The 16432-nt window shown below is 62.7% G+C and carries 13 protein-coding genes; 10 read left to right on the plus strand and 3 right to left on the minus strand.

What is annotated here, in order from left to right; translation table 11 throughout:
* Positions 1 to 19: 19 nt before the first annotated feature.
* Genes LL253_RS10770 through LL253_RS10780 form a run of 3 tightly spaced genes read right to left on the minus strand, consistent with a single transcriptional unit; the run spans position 20 to position 2345 of the window.
* Positions 20 to 526: a nuclear transport factor 2 family protein gene (locus LL253_RS10770; RefSeq protein WP_009823741.1), complete on the minus strand. Its 507-nt coding sequence runs from the start codon at positions 524 to 526 to the stop codon at positions 20 to 22.
* Positions 527 to 570: 44 nt separating this feature from the next.
* Complete coding sequence (locus LL253_RS10775; protein WP_009823740.1) at positions 571 to 1347, minus strand: SDR family oxidoreductase; 777 nt, start codon at positions 1345 to 1347, stop codon at positions 571 to 573.
* Positions 1344 to 2345, minus strand: coding sequence for a quinone oxidoreductase family protein (locus LL253_RS10780; protein ID WP_009823739.1), 1002 nt, complete (start codon positions 2343 to 2345; stop codon positions 1344 to 1346). The genes LL253_RS10775 and LL253_RS10780 overlap by 4 nt, the downstream gene beginning before the upstream one ends.
* A gap of 237 nt (positions 2346 to 2582) precedes the next feature.
* Between LL253_RS10780 and LL253_RS10785 the strand changes: the two genes are divergently transcribed.
* The 10 genes from LL253_RS10785 (at position 2583) to cofC (ending at position 16429) form a co-directional block, all read left to right on the plus strand.
* Entirely contained in the window at positions 2583 to 5264 is a 2682-nt protein-coding gene (locus tag LL253_RS10785) for a LuxR C-terminal-related transcriptional regulator (RefSeq protein ID WP_228227161.1), read from the plus strand.
* Positions 5265 to 5347: 83 nt separating this feature from the next.
* On the plus strand, positions 5348 to 6277 hold the full coding sequence (locus LL253_RS10790) for a BKACE family enzyme (protein ID WP_062731510.1): 930 nt from the start codon (positions 5348 to 5350) through the stop codon (positions 6275 to 6277).
* Complete coding sequence (locus LL253_RS10795; protein WP_062731385.1) at positions 6277 to 7371, plus strand: CaiB/BaiF CoA transferase family protein; 1095 nt, start codon at positions 6277 to 6279, stop codon at positions 7369 to 7371. The genes LL253_RS10790 and LL253_RS10795 overlap by 1 nt, the downstream gene beginning before the upstream one ends.
* A 288-nt stretch (positions 7372 to 7659) precedes the next feature.
* Positions 7660 to 10041 (plus strand): TonB-dependent receptor, encoded by a 2382-nt coding sequence (locus LL253_RS10800; RefSeq protein ID WP_062731384.1) that lies wholly within the window; start codon positions 7660 to 7662, stop codon positions 10039 to 10041.
* 101 nt (positions 10042 to 10142) lie between these two features.
* Positions 10143 to 11150: an LLM class flavin-dependent oxidoreductase gene (locus LL253_RS10805; protein ID WP_062731383.1), complete on the plus strand. Its 1008-nt coding sequence runs from the start codon at positions 10143 to 10145 to the stop codon at positions 11148 to 11150.
* Positions 11147 to 13486 (plus strand): 5-amino-6-(D-ribitylamino)uracil--L-tyrosine 4-hydroxyphenyl transferase CofH, encoded by a 2340-nt coding sequence (gene cofH / locus LL253_RS10810; RefSeq protein ID WP_062731382.1) that lies wholly within the window; start codon positions 11147 to 11149, stop codon positions 13484 to 13486. Before LL253_RS10805 ends, cofH begins: the two co-directional genes overlap by 4 nt.
* A gap of 43 nt (positions 13487 to 13529) precedes the next feature.
* The gene (gene npdG, locus LL253_RS10815) at positions 13530 to 14186 is read left to right on the plus strand and encodes an NADPH-dependent F420 reductase (protein ID WP_062731381.1); all 657 of its coding nucleotides are present in this window, start codon (positions 13530 to 13532) and stop codon (positions 14184 to 14186) included.
* A gap of 10 nt (positions 14187 to 14196) precedes the next feature.
* Complete coding sequence (cofE, locus tag LL253_RS10820; protein WP_062731380.1) at positions 14197 to 14934, plus strand: coenzyme F420-0:L-glutamate ligase; 738 nt, start codon at positions 14197 to 14199, stop codon at positions 14932 to 14934.
* Complete coding sequence (cofD, locus tag LL253_RS10825; RefSeq protein WP_062731379.1) at positions 14931 to 15857, plus strand: 2-phospho-L-lactate transferase; 927 nt, start codon at positions 14931 to 14933, stop codon at positions 15855 to 15857. The genes cofE and cofD overlap by 4 nt, the downstream gene beginning before the upstream one ends.
* Positions 15858 to 15880: 23 nt before the next feature.
* Positions 15881 to 16429: a 2-phospho-L-lactate guanylyltransferase gene (gene cofC, locus LL253_RS10830; RefSeq protein ID WP_037543848.1), complete on the plus strand. Its 549-nt coding sequence runs from the start codon at positions 15881 to 15883 to the stop codon at positions 16427 to 16429.
* Positions 16430 to 16432: the final 3 nt, after the last annotated feature.

Genomic DNA, 16432 nt, shown 5'->3' on the forward strand with positions numbered 1-16432 from the left:
CCTTGGCGCCCGCCCTCGGTCAGGCGGGCCAGCCAGGCGTGCGACCCTGCATGGCCAGAAAGATGGAACGCATGGGATCGGGTACGGATCCGGCGCCGATGCCAGTGCCGAAATTGATCCCCCGCCGCTCATATATCCGCCATCCCTCGGCCGTGCGCCGCAGCCTGTCCTCATAGCCGCCCACGGCGAGAAGGTCGGTGGGGCGCAGCGGATCGGCATCGGGGATATCGAACCACTGCCATGCCATGACGCGGCTGGCTGCGCGCGCTTCGTCGCCGTTCACCTCAATCACCACATTGGTGATGTTATGCGAACAGCCCATTAGAGCGCCCTGATAACCCATGCACTGGGCATGGATGGCCTCCCGCCCCACGGAACGCGCGCTGCCAAAGTCGATCGATCCATCCTCCGTGAACACTTCCTCCGCAATGCGGTGAAACTGCATCGAATCTACCAGATGGGCGTAACGATAGAGGCATTCCTCGATCGCGAGGCGGTCCGCCAGCATGGCGAGGTCGATCATCATGGCGGATATCTTTCTTTACCGGCCGCGAGGGTGGGGGGCTTATTTCAGCCGCAGCCAACGACCCCGCCGTCAACCGGAATCTGTGCGCCGGTGACATAAGCGCCCGCGCGCGAACACAGGAAAATGACGATGCCTGCAATATCGTCCGGCGAACCTAGACGTTGGAGCGGAATATGCGCCAGCAGGGCAGGATCGACCTGATCCTCATCCCGCATATGCGCCGTCATTTTGGTTGGGAAGAAGCCGGGAATGACCGCATTGACGGTGATGTTACGCGCCGCCAAATCGCCGGCCAGATCGCGCGTCATCATATGGACTGCAGCCTTGCTCGCGGCATAGCTGTACGCGCTGAGCCGCTCTGTCTTCATCCCCGCGACCGAACCGATGTTGATCACCCGCGCCGGATCGCCAGCCTTTCCGGACGCGCTGAGTTCGGGGAGGAGTTCCCGGACCATGGTGAACGGCGTCTGGACGTTCACGGCCATCACGCCCGGCCAAGCCTTGTCAGGGAAGCTGTCGATCGGCCCGCCCCAGGTCTTACCCGCGTTGTTGACCAATATATGGCATTCTCCGACCGCTTCGCGATAACGGGCGACGAGGTCGACCGCCGCCTCGGGCGTCGACAGGTCAGCGGGGAGGGGGATGCACGATCCCAGCGTGGCCATCTCCCGGGCGGCATCTTCGCAGATGTCGGCCTTGCGGGATGTGATCGCGACTGTCGCGCCAGCCCGCAGCAGACCTTCGGCGATCATGCGGCCCAGACCTTGCGCGCCGCCGGTGACCAGCGCCTTCTTGCCGGTCAGGCTGAACAGATCGCTCACATCGTCACCACGACTTTGCCGAACTTGTGCTGGTCGCGCAGATGCAGAAGCGCCTCTTTGGCCTGGGCAAGCGGATAGGTCGCCTCGATCACCGGCTTGATTGCATGTTGCTCGGCAAAAGCGAGCATTTCCTTGAAGTCCTGCGGATCGCCGACCTGGCTGCCGACGATGCTGGCGCTCTTGAGGAAGATGTCGGTGGCGTTGAACTTGATCTCGTTGCCGGCGGTAGACCCGTAGATGACGATCCGCGCGCCCGGATTGATGGCGCGGACATAATTGGCGAAGCTGGGCGATGGCGCGCCGTCCAGCACCACGTCGATGCCGCCGGTAAGTTTGCCGACCTGCTTGCGCCAGTCGGGATCGGTGTACAGCAGACCGCCCTTGGCCCCCATTGCCACGGCACGATCGATCACGTCCTGGTTTTCACCGGTGACATAGACATTGGCGCCCTTGGCCACGGCAAAGGCCAGGCCGAACGTGGCCACGCCGCCGCCTACGCCGCTGATGAGCAGCGTCTCTCCCGCTTCCAGCCGTCCCTTGAACATAAGCGCGCGCCACGAGGTCAGCGCCGTCAGCGGCATGGCCCCGGCTTCCTCGAAACTCATGAAGGCCGGCTTGGGCGCCAGATTGTCGACCGGCACGCAGATATATTCGGCGATCGTGCCGGCGAAGGGCATACCGAGCAGGCCGAAATCGGCGGCTGGCGCGTGGCGGTTCGACCCCCAGTTGCGTGCAGGATAGAGCACAACCTCATCGCCCTCGCGGACGCCGGTGACGCCCTCGCCGATCATGTCGACGACGCCCGCACCATCACAGCCCAGCGTGATCGGCACCGTCATGCCGGGATATTGCCCGTGGGTGATGAACAGTTCACGATGGTTTATGGATGCGGCCCGCAGCGCAACACGCACCTCTCCCGGACCGGGCACTGGCGTGTCGACTTCCGCCACCACGACGGATTCAGGGCCGTCGATCCGTTCGAGATAAAGGGCCTTCATGGTCAACCTTTCCTAATATCCTGCTCGCGCCGCGGTCTGTATGGCAACGCTGGCTGCATAACGACCTCGGCTTCCTAGGTGGAAAGCTGGACATTTTTCCATCTCATTGGGAACCTATCTGCCGATAGGAAAAAGGGATTGCGTTATAGATTCATCGCGCAGAATATATTTCGCATAACAGCAGAATATATTTCGCATAACAAACGAATCGCGCCAACCGCGCTAGGAGAGAAGAGCATGACCGTTGTGCCCACAGCTATCTTGCCGCCGCGTTCGACTCATATGCCGATCCGGCGTGCTGCATTGGTGGCGCTGACGGAAAGAGTGGCGCAGTCGCGCATGACCGTGGTGTCTGCGCCGGCTGGGAGCGGAAAAACCACCGCAATGCTGTTCTGGGCGGATGAACTCAGGGCGCAGGGGCGCCCCGTTTTGTGGCTCGCGGCAAGGGCAGGCATAGAAAGTAAGCGGTCCTTTCTCCAAGCGCTCAAGGCCGCAGGTATTGCCGCGGGTATGCCGTGGGATGCACTGGACAGTGACGCTGCCGACGAAAGCTGGCTATCCGCCCTCGCGACGATGGGCAGCGTAAAGCCGGTTATCATTGTGGATGACGCGCAGTTTCTGGCAAAGCCGATTCTGGAGTTTCTGGCGCAACTATCGTCGAGCGCGCGCGACGCATTGACCATCATCATCGCCGCACGCGGTGCGGTCGGCCTGTCGCTGGCGCGTATGCGTGCGCTCGGATTTCTGGTCGAAGTGGGCGTCGCCGATCTGTCCTTCACCTTGGCGGAAGCGACGGAACTGGTCACGCGGTCTATCGGGACGCCGGTGGATTCGCGCGAACTTCAGGACATTGTGGGCGATACCCAAGGCTGGGTTTCCGGTATCGTTATTGCCTGCGATCTCTATCGCCGCACCAGCGACAGCGCGGCCAAGCTCCGGCTGACTGGCCTGCGCCCAGAATTTGCCGAGTATTTCCATGATGAAGTGTTAAGTTTGCAGCCGGACGACGTCCGCCGCTTCCTCGTCGACACCTCGATCCTCGATGAATTGACGCCCTCCGCTTGCGCTGCGGTAACCGGCGACGAAAATGCGCGCGCGATGCTGGACCATGTCTTTCGTGAAGGCCTGTTTCTGAACGCGATTGATCAGGAACATAGCCGCTATGCCTATCACCGGTTGTTCCGCGAAATGGTGTTGGGCCGGCTGATCGATCGGGCACCGGACCGCGCTGCTGTCATGCATCGACGGGCGAGCGAATATTTTGCCGAAGCCGGCCAGCTTGCCCTGGCGATCGAACATGCGCGGCTGAGCGGGGACAAGGCTTTTCTCGCCGACCAGTTGGATCGCTTGGCGGAGGGACTGACCTATTCGGGCTATCTCTACCGCATCGACGAACTCGGCGCGGAACTGCCCTGGCCGATCCTGGCCGAACGGCCTAATCTGCTCCTGGCGCTGGCCTGGAGACGCATCCGCCAACTGGCCTTTTCCTCGGCTGACAGGCTGATTTCCGCCGCGCGGCAGGCCTGTGAAGCGAAGCGCGAGGCCCAGTCCCTGCCCGCGCACGAAATCGAGCAACTCGACCTGCTGATCCGCCATCGCTTCGTCATGCTTGCGGCGGCGCGAGACGACATGGTCAGGGTCGAGGCCGATTCGGAGCCGCTGCTCGCCGAACTGGCCGACAGCCATGCCTATCTCAGCTGCACCTTGCTGGCGCAGCTCATGTCGGCGCGGCGCGAACTTTATCATTTTCAGGACATGCTCAAGCTGGAGGCGGAAACCAGCCGCGCGCTGTCGCGTCCCGGCTCGGCCTTCGCATCCATCGCCCTGAAGGCCTCGGTCGCGCCGACCATGATGGCGCAGGGCAAGATTCCCTTGGCGCGACGTTTTCTGGAAGAGGCCTTCGCGTTAGCTGTTGAAATCCATGGCGCAGGTTCCGGTCTGGCCGCGCTGCCCGCGTTGCCGTTGGCCGAACTGCTCTATGATGCAGGCGACCTTGAACAGGCGGCGGAACTGGCGGACCAGTATCTGCCAGTCGTGCGGCAATGGGGATTTTCCGATCAGATGGCGTCGGGCTATCTGGTCAGCGCGCGCCTGCGGGCGGCAAGGGGCGATCTGCCCAGCGCGCTGTCGACGCTTAACGATGCCCATCTCGTGGCGATCGAATGTGGGCTTGATCGTCTGCGCTCCTTCATCGTGGCTGAAGAGGTGCGGCTTTTGATCAAGGCGGGGCAGATCGACGAGGCGGAGCAGCATTTCCTGGCGGGCGATCCGCAACTGGACGGCGAACCCATTCCCACCCTGCACCCGACGCGGCGCAATGAGAATATCGCGATTGCCTGGCTCAGGATCGAGATGCAGCGCCATCGGCTGGGCCGAGCGCGCAAGGTCGCCTATCGGTGGCTGGAATTCGTCAAACGCGCGGGAGCGGTCCGGTCCGCCGTGATCTTCGAATTGCTGCTGGCGGAAATCGCGGTGCTTCAGGGCAACCGGTCCGAGGCGCGCAGGGCCGTTCGCGCTGCCGTAGAGATGGCCGAACCGGCCGCCTGGGTGCGGGTCTTCGTCGATGAGGGAGAAGTCATCGCGTCTCTCATCATCGAAGCCTATTCGCAGGGGCCGGAACTGGAAACGCCCGCTGATCGCTTCGCCGTCCGCCTTGTGTCGATGTTGAGGCGGGGACCACAGATCGAAGCGGACGAAGAAGAGGAGGATGATTTCGGCCTGACCGGGCGCCTCGCCAACCGGGAAGTCGACATTTTAACGATGGTGAGCGGAGGCCTGCGCAACCGGGAAATCGGCGACCGTCTCGGCCTGACCGAAGGCACCGTCAAATGGTATATGCAGCAAATCTACGACAAGCTGGGCGTGCGCCGTCGGCCGCAGGCGGTTCTGCGGGCGCGGCAGCTCGGCATCCTGCCCTGAAGCGCACGCCATATCCTATCGAAGGATAGATTGCACCGTTCGCGCAACCTGCGACCGGCGCAATGTGCGCGAAAGGAAATATCATGGCAAAACGCAAGGTCATCATCAGCTGCGCGATTACAGGCGCAATCCACACGCCCTCCATGTCGCCCTATCTGCCCGTGACGGCGGAGGAGATCGCGGCATCGGCGGTCGGCGCGGCGGAGGCGGGCGCCGCCATCATCCATCTCCATGCGCGCAATCCCGTCGATGGGCGGCCGGACCAGAATCCCGACCTGTTCGAACCCTTCCTTAAAGTCATTAAGCAGCGTACCGACGCCGTATTGAACCTGACAACGGGCGGGCACCCCTCCATGACGGTGCAGGAACGGATCCGTCCCGCCCAAACTTTCGCCCCGGAAGTGGCCAGCCTCAATATGGGGACTATGGGCTTTGGTCTGTTCCCGATGCTGGATCGCTACAAGTCGTTCCAGCATGACTGGGAACCCGCCGCGCTCGAAGCATCGCGCGACCTGGTGTTCAAGAACACCTATGCCGACATCGAACATCTACTGACCACATTGTCGCCGCTGGGCACGCGCTTCGAATTCGAATGCTATGACACCAGCCATCTCTATAACCTGAAATATTTTCTCGATCGCGGCCTCGTCAAGGCGCCGCTGTTCATCCAGACCTGCTTCGGCATATTGGGCGGCATCGGCAGCCACCCCGACGATATCATGCATATGAAGCGAACGGCCGACCGGCTGTTCGGCGACCAATATGAATGGTCCGTGCTGGGGGCCGGTGCGCGTCAGATGAGCATTGTCGCCATGGCGGCGTCCATGGGTGGCAATGTCCGTATCGGTCTGGAGGATTCGCTGTGGGGCGGCCCGGGCCGGCTCGCCGAGACCAATGCGGAGCAGGTGAAGACTGCGCGGCAGATCGTCGAAGGCATGGGTCTTGAAATCGCCACGCCCGATGAGGCGCGTGCCATGCTGGACCTCAAGGGCGCGGACCGGACGAATATCTGATGACGAAAAAAAACGGGCCCCTGGCCGGTATTCGCCTGCTGGAGATCGACGCGATCGGCCCCGTACCGCTCGCTGCGATGCTGTTGGCCGATATGGGCGCCGAGATCGTCCGCATCGCCCGGCCGCCATCGGTCGCGGCGGGGGACTGGGATGATGTCGGTGGGGACATCCTGCACCGCAGCCGGGTTGTGACCTATCTCGATCTCAAGCAGGACGCGGATCGGGAACGGTTGCTCGCATTGATCGAGCGGGCGGACGGGCTGATCGAGGGATACAGGCCCGGCGTCATGGAACGCCTCGGCGTTGGCCCCGATGTCTGCCTGGCGCGCAATCCGCGGTTCGTGTTCGGGCGGATGACGGGCTGGGGCCAGTCCGGGCCGCTTGCGCTGCGGGCCGGCCATGACATCAATTATCTGTCGATCACCGGCGCGCTCCACGCGATGGGAGAGCGACAGGGTACGCCGCCAGTACCGCTCAATCTGGTAGGCGATTATGGCGGCGGCGCCATGTTCCTGATCTTCGGACTGTTGAGCGCACTGCTGGCGGCGCAACGGACGGGCCGGGGGCAGGTCGTCGACGCCTGTATCACGGATGGCGTCGCGTCGTTGATGAGCTTATTTTACGCATGGCAGCCCAAGGGTTTGTGGGAAGATGCGCCCGGCTCCAATTTGCTGGATGGTGCGGCGCCCTTCTACCGCTGTTACGAATGCGCCGACGGACGGCACGTCGCGGTAGGATGTCTGGAGCCGAAATTCTTTGCCCAGATGGTGGACGGATTGGGTCTCTCCGACAGATGTTATGACCAGAACGACCGCGAAGGCTGGCCCGCGATGCAGGTTGAATTTGCCGCGGCATTTCTGGCCAAGAGCCGGGATGAGTGGGCCGCTCTATTTGCTGCGAGCGACGCTTGCGTGACGCCGGTTCTGTCAATGGAGGAAGCGCCCCGGCACGCGCATAATGAAGCGCGGGCGACTTTCGTACAGCGTCATGGAGTGGTCCAGCCATCGCCGGCGCCCCGCTTGTCTGTCGACGCGGGTGCCATTGGCGAGCCGTCCGTCGCGTCGGCGGCGGACCTGATCGCGGCTTGGTCTTAAGGCGCGGATCGCGCCAGGACAGCGGCATTCGCCTCCGTAGAAAACGTGCTCGGATCAGGGCGGGGCGTTCGCCGGGTCGCTGGCTATGTCGAACGGCAAGACCGGTGCGCGGCGGCTTGTCGCGCCACTGCGGTGCAAATACCACATCCAGATCAATTACATCCGATCCATAGAAATCCTGTCCAGCGATAGGTGGTAAATCGCGACTAATGTCGATTTTGCCACAGGCGACCAGACCTGCGCCGCACGCAGGTCGCACGGGAAAACTAATTGATTGGGAGGATTTTTATGCGATTGGCCGCACTGAAATTGGCATTGGTTGCGAGTGCCGCAGCGGTGGCATTTCCCTCATGGGCGCAGTCCGTCGCTTCGCCCGCGCCGCAGGCGGATAGTGCGAATGCCGGTGACATAGTTGTCACGGCTCGCCGCCGGGAAGAACGACTGCAGGACGTTTCGGTTTCCATTTCCGCTTTTTCATCAGAGGCGCTGGAGCGCAGCACCGTCCAGACGGTAAGCGACGTTAAAACGATCGCCCCCGGCTTCACCTTCTCCTCCGAAGGGGGCAAGGACAATGTCGCGCTGACCCTGCGCGGCATTGGCCAGTTGCCCCTGGGCGAGGTGACTCCCGGTGTTGTCATCTATCTCAACGACACCCCTTTGCCTTCGGTCGGCTCGAACGTCCCGACCTATGACATTGGCAGCATTCAGGTGCTCAAGGGGCCTCAGGGGACGCTGTTCGGCCGCAACACTTTGGGCGGCGCGGTCGTGATCGGCAGCCAGAAGCCGAGCTACGCCTTCGAAGGCTATGTCGAGGGCACCTATGGACGGTTCGATTATCGCGAACTCGAAGGCGCGGTGAATATCCCGATTATCGAGGATAAGGTCGCTTTCCGCGCTGCAGGCCAGATCCGTCGTCAAGACCCCCGGACGATCGCCTTCGACGGCGGCCCGGGATTCGACAATATCCATCAGGACGCCTACCGGTTCTCGCTGCTGGTCGAGCCGTTCGAGGGCCTCAAGAGCACCACCATCTATGAATATTTCAAAGGCGACGAACTCGCCGGCGGTCTCTATCTGCTGCGCGAGAATTTCCCCTTTGCCGCGCTGGGCCTGGGGGTTGTCGAGCCACAGGTGCAGGCAGCTTTGCAGGCACAGAAAGCCAATCGTCGCGGGTCGTTCGACGGCGGCATCAACGGCGGCGCGGCCTATCGCAAGACCAGGGCGATCACCAATGACACGTCCTTCAGCTTCGGCGATCTGACGCTACGCAACATTTTCGGTTATCGAAAGAACTACAGCTATCAGCTGATCAACACCGGCGGGCTGCCGCAACTGCAAATCCCCACGGGTCTGCCGTCTCCCGCGCCCTCGGCCGTGCCGTTTACCCTTTTCACGGCGTCTTCCGTGCTGGATCGGCAATATCTAACAAATGAAACCCAGTTGCTAGGCGATTTTGGCTCGTTCAACTTCATCGTCGGCGCCTTCTATAATAATGATAAGCCCGATGGTCCCAGTGGATCGCAGTTCACGGCATTTTCGGTGGGCGGCGTCCCGGCGCCTGCGGTGACGGCCCACGTCCGCAACAAGAACTGGGCGGTCTATGGCCAGATCGGGTATGAATTCACCGACAAGCTGAAGCTCAATCTCGGCGCTCGCTACAGCTGGGACAAGGTGTCGGCCTGCGGCGGCACCATCGGCACGACCTATGTCGACGAATCCACCTGCCTCAGCACGGCGGCCCTCAATCTGGCCGACGGCGTCGGCACCGTATCCAACAAGGGCGAGGAGCCGAGCTGGACCATCGGCCTCGACTATAAAGCGACCCCGGACTGGCTGCTCTATATCGTGTCGCGACGGGGCTATCGGGGCGTCAATGTGAACACGCCGCTGTTCGAAACACCCTTTACCACGGGCGGCACGGATCCGGCCTGCGTGGCGACCGGAGGCGTCTGCGCAGACCTTCGTCCCTTCCAGAAGACGGGTGAGGAAACAATCACCGACGTCGAGATCGGCTCCAAATATGACTATCAAGTCGGGTCCGCGCGTGGGCGCCTGAATCTGGCCGCCTATTACAGCAAATATAAGAATGCACTTCAGTTCCTGAACACGCAGACGACCGTTCCGAACGGCACGCCGGATTCGCCGACCAACGGCTCCCTGGCCGCGAATGTCGCCGATCTGCGGATCTGGGGTGTCGAACTGGAGGCGTCCATCAGCCCCGTGCGCAGCCTCACCGTCGGTTTTAATGCCGCCTATACCAATGTGAAGGTGGAAAGCCTGACCGTTCCTGCCGGACTGCCTTCGACCATCGCGCTGGGCGAGGGCCAGATCAACAAATATTCGCCCAGTTTCTCCGGCACGGCCAGCGTGAGTTGGACACTGCCGATCCGCCCGGCAGACGGCGATGTGGTGGTCAACGCCGACCTGTTCATGACCGACGATTTTGGCGGTCAGAATGGCGAAAAGCTGCCGGGTTACCAACTTGCCAACGCGCGTTTGGATTGGCGCGGGATAGGCGGTACGGGCCTTGATCTGGGCATTTATGTGAAGAACCTCTTCAACGAGAAATATGTCTCGGCTTCCAGCGTTCTTCTGCCGTCCTTCCCAACCAGTTCGGTCTATGCCGGCGATCCGCGGACGTGGGGCGTCACGGCTAAATACACGTTCTGACGCGCCCGTGAGAGGGGAGGGGTGAGCGACCTGCCCGCCTTTCCCCCTCTACAAGGACAGGTTTGCAGCGAGACGACAGGTCGTAGGGAGTTCTCGAGAGGATGACCATGAAGCTCGGCATATGCAGCATGTGGGGGGATCTGCTGGACGGATTTCGCGAAGAGGTCCGTCTTGCCTCCGATCTTGGTTTTGAGCTTATCAGCGTGGGCGATTCGCCGGCGGGTTGGCATGAACTCTACGTGTCGCTGACCCTCGCCGCGCTTGACGCGCCGAAAGCGACTTTGGCGCCACTGGTCACCTCGCCTTTCATGCGACATCCGCTGGTGACGGCCTCCGCCCTCAGCACCATCGACGATCTCTCCGGCGGGCGCGTGGCGCTGGGCCTGGCGACGGGCGGTAGCACGGTCATGGCGATCGGCCGCCCGCCCGCCACGCAGCGGGAAATCCGAACGGAACTGGCGGCGCTGCGGGATCTGTTCGCCGGACGGCCAACGCAGATGAACGGCATGCAGATCACACCGCTCCGTTTCGCTCGCCCGATTCCGATCTATTATTCCGCTTTCGGTCCCAAGGCGCTGGCGCTGGCGGGTGAGCAGGCCGACGGCGTCATATTGTTCGCGGGCGAACGCCATCTCGACGCGCTGAAGGACCGGATCGATACCGTCCGGGATGCCGCGCAGGCGGCGGGCCGCGATCCCCTGTCGATCGATATCTGGGTCGTATCCTTCGCCTCGATCCGCCCCACACGGGCCGAGGCCATAGACGATCTCAAGGCGTTCATCGTCGTCAACGGCATGGCCTTCCGAACGCCCGAAACCCTGGCGCGTGTCCCGACGCAGTTTCGCGGCAAGATCGACGCCTTGCACGCGCGTTATGATCCGACCGAGCATGTGGTCGTGGGCGGCAGGAATGTGGCCCTGATGGAGGAATTGGGTTTGACCGAGTTTCTGGCCGACTTCGATACGCTGGCGGGACCAATCGATGCGGCGGTGGACATGCTGCGGCGCATGGAGGCGATGGGTGTCTCGACCTTCATCGCGGCCTTGCCCGGGCACGCCGCGCCGCTAGAAACCATTCGCGGGCTTGCCCGAGCGCGGAGTATGATGTGACACTGGATCTACTGTATCTGAGCGAAGACGAAGCAGTGGGCATCGCGACGGTGCTGCGATCCCGGTCGCTCGGCGACATGATGGAGGCGGCGGAGGCGATGACGGTGGCGGCGCATGGCCGTCGCGTGACCTATTCCCGCAAGGTTTTCATTCCCCTCACCAAATTGTGCCGCGACGTGTGCCACTATTGCACCTTCGCCACCACGCCGGCCCGCGCGGGTGATGCCTATCTTGGCAGAGACGAGGTTCTGGCCATCGCCCGCGCTGGCGCGGCGGCCGGTTGCCGGGAAGCCCTCTTCACGCTCGGCGATCGGCCCGAGGCCCGCTATGCCGCCGCGCGAGAGGCTCTCAGCGGGCTCGGGCATGACTCGACCCTGTCCTATCTGGCCGAAATGGCGGAACTGGTGTTCCGCGAGACGGGCTTGCTGCCGCATCTCAATCCCGGCCTGATGATCGGCGAGGATTATGCGCAGTTGCGGCCTCATGCCGCCTCCATGGGTATCATGCTGGAGAGCAGCTCCGATCGCCTGTGCGCGCGCGGCGGCCCGCATTTCGGATCGCCCGACAAGACGCCTGCCCTGCGCTTGGCCGCCATCGAGCAAGCCGGGCGGGCGCGCGTGCCGTTCACGACCGGCCTGCTGATCGGTATCGGCGAAACGCGCGACGAACAGGTGGAGGCGCTCGTCGCCATTCGCGATCTGAATCGCCGCTACGGGCATATTCAGGAAGTCATCATCCAGAATTTCCGGGCAAAGCCGGGGACGCGCATGGCGGATCATGCCGAACCGTCGCTCGACGATCATCTCTGGTCCATCGCCGCCGCCCGGATCATCTTGGGGCCGCAGATGACGATCCAGGCGCCGCCCAATCTCCATGATCGCGTCGATCTGGCGCCGCTCATCCGGGCCGGCGTCAATGACTGGGGCGGGGTGTCGCCGGTCACTCCTGACCATGTGAACCCGGAGGCGCCCTGGCCGCATCTGGAGATATTGGAGGACGCCACAAAGGCCGCAGGCCGCATATTGATGCAGCGGCTCGCCATCGGCCCGCGTTATGCGCTTGCTGCGCGGGATTGGGCTGCGCCAGCCATTGCCACCCAGATCCTGCGCGCCATCGACGGGCGGGGCTTGCCCAAGGTGGACGAATGGTCCGCGGGGCATGGCGATCCCGCGCCCGACACCATGGTGATGGAGCCGGTTCTCGCTTCCCGATCGATCCTGTCCATCCTTGACGCTGCGGAGGAGGGTGAACGGCTGAGCGAAGCGGACATCGTGACCCTGTTCGATGCCGAGCAGGATGATTTTGCCGCCATCGTCGAGCGGGCCGACCGATTGCGGCGGCAGGCCGTGGGTGACATGCTGACCTATGCGGTCAACCGCAACATCAACTATACCAATATCTGCCTCTATAAATGCGGCTTCTGCGCTTTTTCCAAGGGCAGCACCAAGGCCATGCGCGGTCCGGCCTACAGGCTCGACATGGAAGAGGTCGGACGCCGCGCGGCCGAAGCCTGGGATCGCGGCGCGACCGAAGTCTGCCTGCAGGGCGGGATCCATCCCGATTATGACGGGCATACCTATCTCAATGTCCTTAAGACGGTGCGCGAGGCCGCGCCGGACATCCATATCCATGCCTTTTCGCCGCTCGAAGTGACGCATGGCGCCCGCACGCTTGCCCTGCCGCTGGAGGATTATCTGGCGCGGTTGAAGGAAGCGGGGCTGTCCACGCTGCCCGGTACGGCGGCGGAGATACTGGACCCCGAAGTTCGCGCCATCATCTGCTCGGACAAGGTGACAGCGGACGAATGGATCGAGGTGATGCGCGTGGCCCATGGGGTGGGCCTGCGCAGCACGGCCACGATCATGTTCGGCCATGTCGAGGAATATAAGCATTGGGCGCGCCATCTGCTGCGCATTCGCGGATTGCAGGAGGAGACGGGCGGCTTCACCGAATTCGTTCCGCTGCCCTTCGTCCATATGGAATCGCCGATATGGCGCAAAGGGCTGGCGCGATCGGGGCCCAGCTATCGCGAAGCGGTGTTGATGCACGCCGTGGCACGCATCGCGCTGCATCCGGTGATCCCCAATATCCAGGTGTCCTGGGTGAAGATGGGGCCGGAGGGCGCCGCTGCGATTCTGAAGGCGGGCGCCAATGACATGGGAGGCACGCTGATGGACGAATCGATCACCCGGGCCGCCGGTGGCGTCAATGGGCAGGAATTCGGTCCCAGGGAAATGCAGGCTCTGGCGGCATCCGTCGGGCGCCCGGTGCGCCAGCGCACAACGCTTTATGAGCCGGTGCTGCCGCGTCGCGCCGTATTGGCTGAACCATCGTGACCGACCTGCAACGTCGCTCGCCAGTTTCATTGAAGGAAAATATATGACTCTTCCCGCCATCGCCGTCGTGGGCGGCACCGGTAATCTGGGCGCTGCAATCGCCTGGCGGCTGGCGCGTGCCGGCTATCCTGTTACGATCGGATCGCGCAACGCCGAAAGTGCGGAAAAGGCCGCTGCGGAATTGGGGCATGGCCTGCGGGGCGGCGCCAATGTGGATGTCGTCGCGAATGCGGACATCATCATCGTGACGGTGCCCTTCGCCGCGCAGGAGGCGACACTTCGCGACATCGCACCGCATGTTGTTGGCAAGTTGGTCGTGGATACGACCGTTCCCCTCGTCCCGCCCAAGGTGATGCGGGTCCAGTTGCCCGACGAAGGCTCCGCCGCCCAAAAGGCGCAGGCGGTTTTGGGAGAGGGCGTGACGCTCGTGTCTGCGTTTCACAATGTCGCCGCGCACAAGCTGTCCAAGGACATCGATGTCGGTTGCGACGTGCTGGTCTTTGGCGACGACAAGAATGCCCGAGGTCGCGTCGTTGCCTTGGCAGACGCCATGGGATTGAGAGGGCTTCACGGCGGCGCGCTGGTAAACTCCGCCGCCGCCGAGGCGCTGACGTCGATCCTCATTTTCATGAACAAGACCTATAAGGTTGACGGCGCGGGCATTCGTATCACAGGAGATTTGATCCCGCCCGAAGCTTGAGGTTTAGTCGATGATCGAAATCGTACCTTTGACCGGGATTGGAGAGGTCAGACCGGGCGATGATCTGGCTGACATCCTTCATATGGCTTTGGGCCAGTGCGGTGTCGAACCTCGCGCGGGCGACATCTTGGTCGTGACGCAAAAAATCGTGTCGAAAGCAGAGGGGCGGTTTATATCCCTGGCTGACGTAAAGCCCGGTGAAGAGGCGCAGCGCCTCGCCGATATTACGCGCAAGGATGCTCGGCTCGTGCAACTGGTTCTGGATGAATCCAGCGCCGTCCTGCGCGCCGTACCTCATGTCCTGATTGCGCGCCACCGGCTGGGTCATGTCATGGCCAATGCTGGAATCGATCGTTCCAATATCGGGGCGGGGGAGGGAGATCGCGCCCTGCTCCTTCCAGTCGATCCCGATGGAACGGCTTCGCAATTGCACGCGCGCTTGGGCCTGCCCGTGGTCATCTCTGACAGTTTCGGTCGGCCTTGGCGGATGGGCGTGGTGGCGGTGGCCATCGGCGCCGCCGGATTGCCGGCGTTGCAGGATCGCAGGGGTGAACTGGATCGCGATGGCCGGACGCTGGAAGTTACCCAGGTTGCCTTGGCCGATATTGTCGCGACGGCCGCTTGCCTCGCTACCGGAGAAGGCGCGGAGGGCATACCGGCAGCTCTGGTGCGAGGTTACCCGCTGACCGGCACGGCTCGCCCTGCCGCCGATCTTGTGCGCCCCGTTCATGAAGACCTGTTTGCATGAAGCGCGTCGTTGTTTTGACCGGCGGCGTCGGCGGCGCAAAGCTGGTTCTGGGTCTGTCGCGCATCACGGCCAGTGATGCGTTGACGGCGATTGTAAATACTGGGGATGATTTCCAGCATCTGGGACTGCATATATCGCCCGATATCGACACCTTGCTCTATACCTTGTCAGGCAAGGCAAACAGTGCGCAGGGTTGGGGCAGAGAAGGCGAAAGCTGGAGTTTCATGGCGGCCCTTCGCGAATTGGGGGGAGAGGATTGGTTTCAACTGGGTGATGGCGACCTGGCCCTGCATGTGGCGCGGACCCATGCCCTGACGCAAGGGCAGAGCCTGTCGCAGATCACGGCGCGATTTGCCGCCCAGTGGGGCATCGCCACCCGGATACTGCCCATGAGCGACCAGGCGCTCGCGACGATATTGGTTACGGACCAGGGACGGCTTGAGTTTCAACGCTATTTCGTCGAACAGCGTTGCGCGCCGGCCGTGCGACACATCATGTTCGAGGGCGCCACGCACGCCGTTCCAGCCCCGGGCGTCATCGAGGCGATCCAGTCGGCCGACGCTGTATTGCTGGCCCCATCAAACCCATTTCTGAGTATCGATCCGTTACTGGCGGTGCCCGGCATAGGCTCCGCGATCAAACAGACCAAGGCGCCCGTCATCGCCGTGTCTCCACTTGTCGGCGGCACGGCGGTCAAGGGCCCGACCGCCAAGCTGATGCAGGAATTGAGCATGGCGGTCGATAATGACAGCATCGCCCGGCATTATGCCGGGCTGATCGACGCCATCTTGATCGATAACGGAGACCGTTGCGAGGCGCCGGACATTGTCGTTGGGCGTTGTGCGACCCTGATGACGACTCCGGATGACAAGATTCGCGTGGCGCAGGCGGCGCTCGATCTCGCGATCAGCTTTCGTTCGTGACGGACTGGGCTGCCCTCGTCCCCTTGAAACAGGGTGTGGAAAGTAAGTCGCGACTTCGGGAAGCGCTGGAACCGGCCGAACGCATGGCGCTGGCGTCGGCGATGGCCGCGCGGGTCATGACCTGTCTGTCCAATGTGAATGCGATCAATTCCCTATACCTTCTTGCGCCGACGGAAGTATCCGAATGGCCGTCGCATTGGTTGCCCGACAGCGGCAGAGGCCTCAATCCAGAGTTGGAGAGCGCGCGGGCGCAATTGGGCAATCGCCCCTTGCTCGTGATCCATGCCGATTTGCCGCATCTGACGGTGCAAGACGTCCAGGCCTTGCTGACTGCCGCTGACGATCGCGGCTGTGCCTTCGCGCCGGATCGGCACGGCCGCGGCACAAATGCGGTGGCACTCCGGGACGCCAACCCCTTCCGCTTCGCCTTCGGACGGGACAGCCTTACGCCCCACAGGCAGCAGCGTCCGGGGGCCGCGATCGTGGAACGGGCCGCTCTTGGCTTCGATATCGACACGCCCGCCGATTTGGCTGAACTGCATGATATGTGCGCGGCAAGACTGAAATCTTGACCG

The sequence above is a fragment of the Sphingobium soli genome (genome assembly GCF_020782245.1).
Classification (GTDB): domain Bacteria; phylum Pseudomonadota; class Alphaproteobacteria; order Sphingomonadales; family Sphingomonadaceae; genus Sphingobium; species Sphingobium soli.